Source organism: Mitsuokella jalaludinii DSM 13811 (genome assembly GCF_000702905.1).
GTDB classification, from domain to species: Bacteria; Bacillota; Negativicutes; order Selenomonadales; family Selenomonadaceae; genus Mitsuokella; species Mitsuokella jalaludinii.
In genome coordinates this window covers 1-10,727 of record NZ_JNKR01000035.1, presented here as the reverse complement: position 1 = coordinate 10,727, position 10,727 = coordinate 1, and the positions used below count along the sequence as shown (strand labels likewise).

At 47.8% G+C, this 10,727-nt stretch carries 8 protein-coding genes and 2 CRISPR repeat arrays; all 8 genes read right to left on the bottom strand.

Annotated features, from left to right (window positions below):
- Positions 1-4 precede the first annotated feature (4 nt).
- A CRISPR array of direct repeats spans positions 5-276; the repeat unit is 28 nt; unit sequence GGATCATCCCCGCGCATGCGGGGCTCAC.
- Positions 277-357: 81 nt separating this feature from the next.
- From cas2e to cas3, 8 genes are read right to left on the bottom strand one after another with little or no spacing between them, the layout of a single operon-like run.
- Complete coding sequence (cas2e, locus tag T518_RS10460; protein ID WP_051652309.1) at positions 358-1,290, bottom strand: type I-E CRISPR-associated endoribonuclease Cas2e; 933 nt, start codon at positions 1,288-1,290, stop codon at positions 358-360.
- Entirely contained in the window at positions 1,259-2,266 is a 1,008-nt protein-coding gene (gene cas1e / locus T518_RS10455) for a type I-E CRISPR-associated endonuclease Cas1e (RefSeq protein WP_036378724.1), read from the bottom strand. Before cas1e ends, cas2e begins: the two co-directional genes overlap by 32 nt.
- Positions 2,267-2,304: 38 nt before the next feature.
- A complete protein-coding gene (cas6e, locus tag T518_RS10450) occupies positions 2,305-2,922 on the bottom strand; it encodes a type I-E CRISPR-associated protein Cas6/Cse3/CasE (RefSeq protein ID WP_036378721.1) in 618 nt (205 codons plus the stop codon).
- Complete coding sequence (cas5e, locus tag T518_RS10445) at positions 2,894-3,649, bottom strand: type I-E CRISPR-associated protein Cas5/CasD (protein WP_036378719.1); 756 nt, start codon at positions 3,647-3,649, stop codon at positions 2,894-2,896. Before cas5e ends, cas6e begins: the two co-directional genes overlap by 29 nt.
- 4 nt (positions 3,650-3,653) lie before the next feature.
- The gene (gene cas7e / locus T518_RS10440) at positions 3,654-4,763 is read right to left on the bottom strand and encodes a type I-E CRISPR-associated protein Cas7/Cse4/CasC (RefSeq protein ID WP_036378717.1); all 1,110 of its coding nucleotides are present in this window, start codon (positions 4,761-4,763) and stop codon (positions 3,654-3,656) included.
- A complete protein-coding gene (gene casB, locus T518_RS10435) occupies positions 4,760-5,347 on the bottom strand; it encodes a type I-E CRISPR-associated protein Cse2/CasB (RefSeq protein WP_072003599.1) in 588 nt (195 codons plus the stop codon). The genes cas7e and casB overlap by 4 nt, the downstream gene beginning before the upstream one ends.
- Positions 5,348-5,357: 10 nt before the next feature.
- Positions 5,358-6,983, bottom strand: a complete 1,626-nt coding sequence (gene casA / locus T518_RS10430; RefSeq protein WP_036378707.1) for a type I-E CRISPR-associated protein Cse1/CasA — start codon at positions 6,981-6,983, stop codon at positions 5,358-5,360.
- A gap of 3 nt (positions 6,984-6,986) precedes the next feature.
- Positions 6,987-9,788, bottom strand: coding sequence for a CRISPR-associated helicase Cas3' (gene cas3, locus T518_RS10425; RefSeq protein WP_162177243.1), 2,802 nt, complete (start codon positions 9,786-9,788; stop codon positions 6,987-6,989).
- 241 nt (positions 9,789-10,029) lie between these two features.
- Positions 10,030-10,723: direct repeats of the CRISPR family, unit length 23 nt; unit sequence ATCCCCGCGGGTGCGGGGCTCAC.
- Between the last annotated feature and the right edge of the window lie 4 nt (positions 10,724-10,727).

The following is a 10,727-nucleotide window of genomic DNA, read 5'->3' as shown; positions in this document are numbered from 1 at the left end:
TGTGGGATCATCCCCGCGCATGCGGGGCTCACAGCATAGCCACATTGAGGTTGTTGATGCACTCGGGATCATCCCCGCGCATGCGGGGCTCACCCTGAGAGCATGTCTGAGAGCGTTTTTGGTGCGGGATCATCCCCGCGCATGCGGGGCTCACGACTTTCTCGTTCTCAACCGTTTGCCACCCCTGGGATCATCCCCGCGCATGCGGGGCTCACGCTACAGGCGGCAACCTTGACCACATTGGCGTAGGATCATCCCCGCGCATGCGGGGCTCACACTAAAAAATCCCAATAATGACGCCATTCTCTCGGTATCTAATCCCATATTTTATTCAGTTTTACGAGTTATCCTATAACACTACTTCTTTCTCAATACTTCATATGCTTCTTGCACGGCTCGACAATCCTGCAAGGCCCGGTGTATCGGCTTTTGAGATAATCCCAGGGCTGTCATCATATCTGCCAAACTTATGCGTTTTTTTGAATCACACTTTTCTTGGTATAGAGCCATGGTATCATAGTGGGGATTGGTGATGATTCTACAATCGTGCTTCCGCAGTGCATGATTCAGGAATCTCAAGTCAAACGCAATGTTATGGCCCACCAAACAATTCTTGCCGATAAAGGATTCAACTTTTGTCAGCACCACCTCCAAGCTTTCACCAGATGCAGATACCATCTCATTCGTGATCCCTGTCAATTTTTCAATTGGACGTGGAATTGGCTTTTTCGTATGAACCAACACTTGATACGATGCAACTACTTGCCCGGCTACTACTTTTAGCAGACCAACTTCGATGATTTCATCGAGCTTTTCGCGTAAGCCGGATGTCTCAAGATCCAATACGACATAATCAACAGGGTAACGTTCCGATGATGTAGACTCAGAAAAAAGCGTTGAATTCTCCGCATCCTCATCCTGCTCATGCTGAGCATGCGCTTGCTTTCGCTTAGCCATGCGAATCTGCGCTGCTTTGCTGAAAGGCCTGCGCTTTTGCTCTAACTGACGCACGCGACTCACACTTGGCTTCATCACGAGTTTTAATCCATCGAAATCGATAATCTGATTTTCACTGTGATGAAGACGAAAATCCATGCGTTGCTCATTATTTGTCGTATAGACCAATGTCGCACGTCCATTCTTGACCGAATCTTTGACGCGCTTCCAAAGATTGTCCCGCACGCGGGCACTGACCTTGCCCACAAAGACTCCCGTGTTGATTTCCAAGAGCCATTTGGATAGGTCACCACGTAAGGATTTAGGACAATCCGTCAAGGTTATCACTATCATCGCTATCCTCGACTATCGTGCCATATCCGATTTCCAGTTCTGTTTCTTTTCCATAGGAAACACCATTCTGTACAGCGCCCCTCTTTTCATCCCAAAGGTTCACGATATCCGCATAAGATACTTCTGTATCATCCTTGCCAAGAAGCAAGTAACGGATATCTTTCACCATCCGTTCCAGCAAATGGCCCTCGACGATCTTATCCCGAAGAGCACGCCGCATGTCGCCGCCGATATCATCGGACGGATCTGCCGCCAATCGGAAAGCCAGCGGGATGACATACTCCGCCTTGTACAGATCTGCTACATCATATACGAAAGACTTCTCGTGACCAGTATGGACAAAGCCAAGTCCCGGTGATGCTCCCATGGCCACGATGACGCTATGTGCCAGGCCGTACAAGCAGGCAGTCCCCGCCGACAAGGCCTGGTTGACTGCATTTCCTCCTTCAAAATCATCTGGATCATATTCACGGCCGTTCCATTCCACATCATTTTCTTTCGCACACTTGCGATAGATGTTCCGTACTCTCGCGCCTTCCTTGCCGCGGAGCTGCTGCATTGTCATATGTGAGACATCTTCACCTGCAAAGCGCATCTGATACATCTTGCGTGCGACATCAAGACGGCTCCTCGTGTTTGTCACCAATTTCGCCTGCATCATCAACAGTGCCGCTGAATGAGTCAAGGGTTTACCCGAAGCATAGTAGCGCACACCATGCTCGCCAATCCACAAGACACTCGTCCCCGCATCACCAATCAATTCCATGGCACGATGTGTGACCGTCGTCCCCGGCCCCAGCAACAGTACACTAAGCGACGCTGCTGGGACTTGCACCGTCCCTCTTTCATCAGTAATGCTGATAGAGCTGTCCTGACGATTAATCAGGCAGCGTTCGAGATACAAAAAGGACAATCGTTCTTTGATCTGAGGCAGTTCCTGCAGTTCTGTCTTCTGTGCACCAGGTAACCTTTTCATAAACATCCCTCACAATCTCATCACCACCCCCTGACCACCTACAAACGCCCCAAGGTAAGCAAACCGCAACCATACGATTTTGCCCTGCCAATTCCTGCACATAATGTCTGACGGAACTGTTCTGCATCCGTTATCCGCAGGATTCCCTCGAATACAGCTGTATGCAGTGTGACAAGCTTGCCTTTGCGCGTGAATTTCTTGATATCACGCTGTACAACCGCAAAAGATTCTGGCACAAAGCCAGCACCTTCACTCTTCGTGCGAAACCAGTCCTCTTGCTGCGGCACAGTCACATGCGGGACGACTTTCCCCCGGTCACGAGTTCCTTCTTTGATGCTGTGGACCGGATTGCCGCAGAAGCGAAAGCGATATTGCTGGCCATTCGCTAACATCTGAAACAATTTATGGCAATTGCGACTTTCACCAGCATCACCAACATAACCGAATTGCTCTACTAAATGAGCAAAGTCCGGTTGTTGCTGGCTAAACACCAGTAAATAGGGCTGACCATGAAAATAATCCAAGCGCCAAAGTTTCCTCGATGCATCGTCCGGCGCAAAGCAACTCTCTACCGTAGCATGCATGACCTGCAACGACCCCAGGAATTTCATTGATGTGTGGATATCTTTATTGATTCTGACTCTTGATAGATACATCGTCGTCCTCCAATAACTCCATCGGATCATGCTCCTTAGGAGTTCCCTGCTCATTCTCCGTATTCTCAGAACTGACAAGCTGGTCCAAAAAAACTTGTTCACGGATGACATTCCGGAACCGATAAAGTCGTCTCTTCTGGCTGAAGCTCTCCGGAACATCACGGACAGCATAGCCACTCTCATCCGGACTGGCATCACGAACAATCTCTAAGGACGTTATGTTCTGCCATTTGGCCTTTCTCTGGTACCAAGAGGATGCCTGCCATTCTTCCTGCCTCAATGCTGTCAAGAGATCCACATCACGGATGCCAAGAACCAACGGCTCTGCAGGTGGGCATGAACGTCGTCCAAGTGCCAGTGGATAGACAGGATGCATCAAAGCAGCTTCTAGCTCTGCCAAGAACCCAGACGGTCCCTCCAGTCCTGCAAGAAAAACAGCATCTTCGAGATAATAGCGATATGTCAACCACGTAGGTAATATATCGTCAGGATTTTGATATACTACCTGAAAATCTCGATTCATCGTCCCTGGCTGATCAATCCGAACGCCAAACCTCAATGGGTTGAACACATCGAGAGAATCCTCGCGCGACATTCCCATGGCAGCAGCGAGCATGCCAATCACGCCACTGCGAGTCGGCTCCATATTGGTCGTGCGACGGTTGAATTTACTGCTTATCCCCCATGACTGCATGGGTGCAGCCAATCTCAAAAGCAGAGTACTCATCCCCTCACTCCTTTGCCAAGTTCTCCATATCATGAATCAATGCATCCCGTAACCCCTGAAGCAGTCCATTCAGATTGACCGATTCTGCCTGACCGTCCATACCGATTACCCATGCTTTCTCTGGCGCATCCACATACTGATTGTAAATCTTATCAGCGTACTTCTCCAATCTCTGGATGGAAGGCTTCACATAGCCGCCCTCGATGGTACGAACCGGCTCTTCAAACGCACCGACGAGATTGATTGGCTGATCGCGGCGAATCGTGACGAGTACCGCATCTGGTAAGGTCCGATTGGCAAAGGTATTCTGCTTGCCCGTCGGCATCGACTGGATAAATGCCTTTGCGAATTCGGCGACGGCTGCAACAGTCGCTTCCTTCTCACCGCCCAATTCCTTGACCAGATTATGTACTGCCACCGTCGCATAGCGATACATCGTGGAGGAATTATACTCGACAACGCCGATCATTTTCGTGCTTGGCTCATCCTCTGGTGCAAGATCATCAATCGCCGTAAAATAATCGTACTCATTGTCCACACGATGTGTTGAAATACTATGAGCCACCTGCGCAGAAGCATCTGCATTCAAATTCGGATCATCTGCTACCATACGACCAAACAAGGCAATATCTATGCTATTACCTTGTTTAATTAATTTTTTTACCTCTGTTTTATCTATCGTATCATCTTCTTGATGTTTCAACACATAATCAGCCAAATTATGAGCCTGCATCTTACTTATAAAAAACAACGCTTTTATTTCCTCGTCTTTTTTCTTTTTCTTACTTTTTTTAGGTGGCTCCATAGCGATTTTGATAATTTTACTTGCTAATTCTTTAGCTTTTTCAGAGCTTATTTTCAAAGAGATACCTTGGATTTCTTCCTGGACAAATTCAACCAACCTTTTTGTACGAATACCTAAATCTTTTTCATGGAAATCTTCACGGAACATGTTTCGCATAGCACGTTTCCAACTCTGCGAAGATACTCTTGCACGCCGTACACCGCCATATAATGCTGTCTTAGGCGATCCTGTATCATCACGATTGACACAGCTTGGCGGTACTGTTTGGATGACATGGAAATCCACATAGATTCTATCGAGATCTTTCATTCTTTCTCTTCCTTTCCGCTTTCTACATCCTTCATATAATAATCTTTACCCCAGTTCAGGACAATTCTCCTATGCCAATCCAACTGTTGAAAATGATAAAGATCCAAAGCAAAATGAGGGTAATCTAACGTTATATTGTACCGTTTCATTAACCCAATGATACCTCTTGCATGCACAGACAACTCAGTTAAGTCTTTTGCCGTAAGGACCTGATTGAATCGCCTCTGCACCCCTGCTTCATTTGCAGAAGTCTGGAACAGTTTGCCAGCAGCATACCCAAAGGAATTTCTATGGCTTACAGCAGTATCTTCATCTGTCAGGCCGTCACTCATGCAACGCTCCATCCCCTGTTGATGAAAAGCATATAACGTCAACGATGTATACAATGCTTTCTCTATCTGTTCTTCTTGATAACAGTAGCTGCTGATTTCATGTTCCGGCAATACAAATCCCAACAAATCTGGCATCATGCCGATCTCTTTTCCAATTCCTCGCCGCAAACATGCTAAGGCTGCCTTTGATGAATAAATACGCGGGATACGTCTTCTCATGAATCGAAGAATATCAAGCTCCACTGGATTCATCCTAATCACCTCATCCTAATGCTTGATTAATATGATATCGAAATGTCTGGAACGCCTTGATAGCATTCTGTACATTCCCTTCTTTTACCTTTCCTACGATAGCCGTCTCTGAGCATTGACTGAGTTCTTCCTGAGCCAACTGCAACAGTGTTTTCTTGGCAATGGACAACCATTCAGCCGTCCTTTTCTCCAATTCATCTTTGTCAGGGGCGATGCAGCGCAACCATCTCCGGAATACCTGATCCAGATGATAATATCCTTCTTCTTCAGCGGCCTTTCTAATTTCTTGCTTTTTTTTCAGAGAATTTTCTTGTAAGCTATCACCAGATACCTCAGCAAGATTAGTAGCGAAGTTTCCAAAGCTCCTGACGGCATTCTCGGTTCTTACCAGTAATTTGACAATTTCTTGTATCCATACCTCATTCATCTTATCGAGCAACGATGCATTAATAGCAAGGCTATCTTGGATATAGTCAACAAATTGCCATGCTGGTGATTGCCACTTATATTTTGTTCCTGTAATACAAATATGCAATGGTTTTATTTCTTCTATTTCATCATCTAAAAGTTGTAACCAATGTATCACGCCAGGCTGTTTAGATTTCGTATCGACGTTCATACCAAGTAATGAAGAAAAATCTCGCCAAATCTGGCATTTCAACTGATGCTCTTTCGGTAAAAATCCTCTGATTTTATCCTCACTCCACACAGTCATTGTTTCATTGAGCAAGCTAGCATCCTTTGCGAAATAATCGCCCATTGTCAACAGATATCCCGTAACCACGCCTTGCTCTCTGCGAAGGAATATTCTCCTAGACTGCATCGTTAGCAAGTCCTTTTGAGCTCTCGGCTGCGATATCTCCTGTTCAATTGTTTCATAGATCGGCTTTTCCCAATACGCCTTGCTGTCTTCGTCGCCATCTGCAAAGACTTCATCACGGTCATCAACCAAGACAAAGTTAAGCATCAACGTCTCAAAGAGATTTCTTCCTTTGGCATAAAGCAATCCCAATTGTGCCAAATATCCAGGGCCCTTTGGCACTGGCATTTTTGCAGAATTGTCATCAAATCCATTCAAGTGCAGCAGCCATCTTGCAGCTTCTGCATAGGTTAAATATTCCTGCTCTTTTCCAGTGCGCATTGGAAATAATCGTGCTTTATTGTCACTCTGAAATAAGTCTCCCACCAATCTAGCAACAGTCTTCCACTTGATTTCCGGCGAGACTTTCTTCCCCTTTGCTTCCTTATATGAATCCATATTCTGCTTGATATGCGCAGACTGATAGAACGGTTGCGTTGGATGAAAGAGCCAGAAACGGTCATGATATGTCTCCAGATATGCTTTTATCTCATCGAAACGGAACTGCTTCTCTTCCCACATACTCGTCCATAAGTCTATGGCATCGTCTGCCGTTTCAATCTCATCCGTCACAAAGGCACCGTGCATGATGGCCAGCAACAGCCGCATGATAGCAATATCCTGCGTAGGTAGCTCACCTGCCAGCTCTTGTGCTTCATGTGCATGCTCAAAGAGCTCTAGGATGGACCATGTTTTCGTTTCATTTGTCTTCGTCTTGACGATAATCCAAGGCTCGTCCAACAGATTGAATTCCATTTCTGGTTCTTTTCCGTCCAACTCTCATTCCTCCTTGTAGCTCCAAAGTCCGTTCTTTTCATCATAAACAAGGATACGATCTAACAAATGCATCTCATGCTCTTCATTGAGGACCAAGAACAATTCCCCTTTCAGCCAGTGTGATGCATACCAGTCCTTCAGATGATTATCGAGAACGATTTGTTCTAATTCATCGATTACCTTATCAATCTGCCAATCCTGCACAAAATAGGATGGCAGATTGATGGAACAGCTTGCAATCGCCTTGGCTAGAGCATCGTCTGGTACATCGTCAATCCGCTCGTCACCATGCCCAGGAAGCCATGGCAAGGTGTAGAGGCCGCCATCTTCCTTTTTACAGATAACCAATACCGTAAGTGAATTTCCGCTATCGCGAACCGTAGCTTCTCCTCGTTTCCCAGATACGTCTTCCGTCTGCGATGCATTTAGCCAGCCGAGCAAATTCCTTCGTTGAGCCTTCGGCGTCTTGATCTGGAAGGTCGTTGCTTTATTCTTTTTTTCTTTAATACACTTCTCGTATCGATCTCTTGCATTCGCATATTGCTGACTTACATCAGCTATATCGGCTTCTTTTGCAAGCCGGTTAATGATTTCGTCATCATATCCCGCCTCATACACCTGCTGGACTAAACGAGGGATATCATCTGGCAAGACTAAGCGCTGCTCTAAGAAAGCCCTTGTCTTCATCAACAGATACTCGCCATAAACAGCAGTGCTCCCCTCATCAAATGTCAATGCATCTTGGATTCCCATGATATAGCACGTCGCTTCCTCCAAGCGGCTTGGACGCGCTTTTTTCCTGTTATGGCGATGCAGCCTGCCTATGCGCTGCAAGAGCAAATCCATGGGGCATATCTCCGTGAAGAGCACATCGAAATCCACATCAAGTGACTGCTCCATAACCTGCGTGCCGACCACAATGAGTCTGTCGGGGCGGTGGTCCTCCTGTGGCCCCAGCAGATCGCGAATCTCCTGCTCCTTCCGCACACGGTCAAAGCTCAAAAAACAAGAATGAATCAACCGGACACAGTCTTCTCCGAAATACATTTCCATGCACTGTGCAACAGACTGTGCTTTCTTGACAGTATTGCGGATGATACCGGCACAACCACCATCCGACAGTAATGCACTTAGAGTCTCGCCCAGATTATCTTCATCGAGCTGTGCCAGACGAACGACCCTCTTTCGGCCAGAAGGTTCTGGCAAATCCTGATAAACATTCTTGCCGTCGGTATAGCTGATCAATGGATATGGGCTAACGGGATCCGTGGCAATATCAACTTTCTTCTCGATTTTCCGATTCTGATAAGCAGCCAGGAGTTCCTGACGACGATGTGGCGGCAAAGTTGCCGATAGAACGATAACAGGAACATCATATGCACCCAACCAAGATAAGACAAGATCCAGATATTGGCTCATATAAGCATCGTATGCGTGGCATTCATCAAGGATAATAACCTTGTTTACCAATCCCAGATGACGCAATGCCAGATGTTTCATCTTGAGTCCGCCCATCAGGACATGGTCAATCGTTCCCACGACAAAATCAGCAAGCAATCCCTTCTTTCTGCCCTGCGTCCAATCATTGACGACCACATCGGCCTGCTTCTCATCATCATCCTCTTCATCATACAGATGAGATTTCAATCTTATCCCGGTATAGACATCATTGAAGCCTGACTTACCATGTGCCAAAAAAATTGACCGACTCACTCCCGCATGGAGATGCTCGATCCACTTCTCAATACGTGGGAAGATACCATCACTTGTCGCCTGTGTCGGCAAGGCAAAATAAATTCCCCCCAGCCCGAAGCGGCGTGCAAAGGCTTCTGCTGCCGCTAATGCGGCCTCTGTCTTTCCCTCTCCCATCGGCGCTTCAATCACCATCAAGCCAGGATGCTCCAACCGAGATGCCACCTGCAAGGCATGAACCTGCACCGGCCTGGGCTGACGGCCAAATCGCTCTTCATAAAGCTGCGACCATGGGCAAGCCGATGCAAACTGTTTGTACTCCGGCAAATGCAAGCAAGACCATGCCTGCCTTGCACGATCATGTGAGGATTCGATTTTCATGATGCCGTAATCACGCGAGATTAACGGGAACCGAGTCTCATCACTGGCCAGCCAATCCGCCATGATCAGCAAACCACTCAAGATGACCTGCGCTGGCATGCTCAATGTCACTCCCGTGATGGATGAACAACCTGCCAAATGCAGTGCATACTGTACGAGCTCCTTTTGAACACTTCTCCACGCTTCATCTTTCATGCCTGTAAGAGATGAGTATTCCGGAGCTGCCTTAAGATCCTGTTTGACCCCCACAGGTTTGCCATGATGCGCTCCCACAATATCGGCTAAACTGCGATCCACTCCTTGGTGCTCTAGGATTGCCTCCCCCACCAATGCATGTGAGAATCGCTTTGCCATCGCTTGGTTTTTGACCTCAACAGACAATCCCTTGCTAGTGATTTCATCGACGATATCGCTAAAACCGACCTTCCTTGCCTTTTCCACAAAAGCAGGAGAAGCCTTGCCGCAATCATGTGAAGCTGCTAAAAAACGAACAAATTTTCCTGCAAAGATTTCACGGTCTGCCGTTGAAACCGATTCTGAAAAATCAAATCCATCTACAATCACATTTTTTGTATGAGGCGGCAGCCAATGCGCCCACAGTAAATCCGCAATTTCTGCTGTATCCGCTAAATGCATCCAGAGCGGCAACCAACGATGTGTACCATCGAGCGACAACTTGCCCCATAACGACCGTGCCGGGGATGATAATATCATCTCATCCTTCGCCATCATACTCTCCCCCATTTTGTACCATGTCAGAATCAGTGCATCGAGTCGTAAATCATCCTCGTACCATTTTGCATTTCTTTCCTCATACATTTGCCATAGTATATATTCGATAAGCGATATGAAAATCCTTTTAAAAAAATTGATGAAATATTAAAAATTATGATATCTTGCCCCAGGTAAGACATCATCGTCCATCTTTTTCATCATGTTCCTCATACTTCTCCCCCTCCCTTTTACGGGAATCATCCCCGCGCATGCGGGGCTCACCTCCGCTGCCGCCGCTCACGGTCTCCGTGTCGAGGATCATCCCCGCGGGTGCGGGGCTCACTAGTGCTTATAGAGGAGATGCATGATGACGCCGGGATCATCCCCGCGGGTGCGGGGCTCACTGGACAAAGAAGCGCGGCAGCGCCTCACGCGAGGGATTATCCCCGCGGGTGCGGGGCTCACCTCAATGTAATGTCATCTGAACCGATTGTCGCGGGATCATCCCCGCGGGTGCGGGGCTCACTCACGCAGATCCGACAAAATGGGCCGCTTATCGGGATCATCCCCGCGGATGCGGGGCTCACAGCGTGCCGACCGGCACAAAGAGGCGCGCGATGGGATCATCCCCGCGGATGCGGGGCTCACGCCGTCTGCCAGAGATTCATTGCGTTCGCGCTGGAATCATCCCCGCGGATGCGGGGCTCACATCTTCCAGCTCTTGTTTAGCTTGCGAGGATGGGGATCATCCCCGCGGATGCGGGGCTCACCTATAATGTGTATGAGTTATCCAGGCGTACCTGGGGTCATCCCCGCGGATGCGGGCCTCACTTTCTCGAGGGATTACCTGCATGCCGCGAAGCGGGGTCATCCCCGCGGGTGCGGGGCTCACCGTCGAAAGAGCTCAAGGCGGTATACGCGCATGGGATCATCCCCGCGGGTGCGGGGCTCACCAAA

What these genes read in the sequence shown, in the direction of transcription:
- cas2e (WP_051652309.1), bottom strand. Translation starts at nt 1,290, where the DNA reads ATGATAGTGATAACCTTGACGGATTGTCCTAAATCCTTACGTGGTGAC.
- cas1e (WP_036378724.1), bottom strand. Translation starts at nt 2,266, where the DNA reads ATGAAAAGGTTACCTGGTGCACAGAAGACAGAACTGCAGGAACTGCCT.
- cas6e (WP_036378721.1), bottom strand. Translation starts at nt 2,922, where the DNA reads ATGTATCTATCAAGAGTCAGAATCAATAAAGATATCCACACATCAATG.
- cas5e (WP_036378719.1), bottom strand. Translation starts at nt 3,649, where the DNA reads ATGAGTACTCTGCTTTTGAGATTGGCTGCACCCATGCAGTCATGGGGG.
- cas7e (WP_036378717.1), bottom strand. Translation starts at nt 4,763, where the DNA reads ATGAAAGATCTCGATAGAATCTATGTGGATTTCCATGTCATCCAAACA.
- casB (WP_072003599.1), bottom strand. Translation starts at nt 5,347, where the DNA reads ATGAATCCAGTGGAGCTTGATATTCTTCGATTCATGAGAAGACGTATC.
- cas3 (WP_162177243.1), bottom strand. Translation starts at nt 9,788, where the DNA reads ATGATGGCGAAGGATGAGATGATATTATCATCCCCGGCACGGTCGTTA.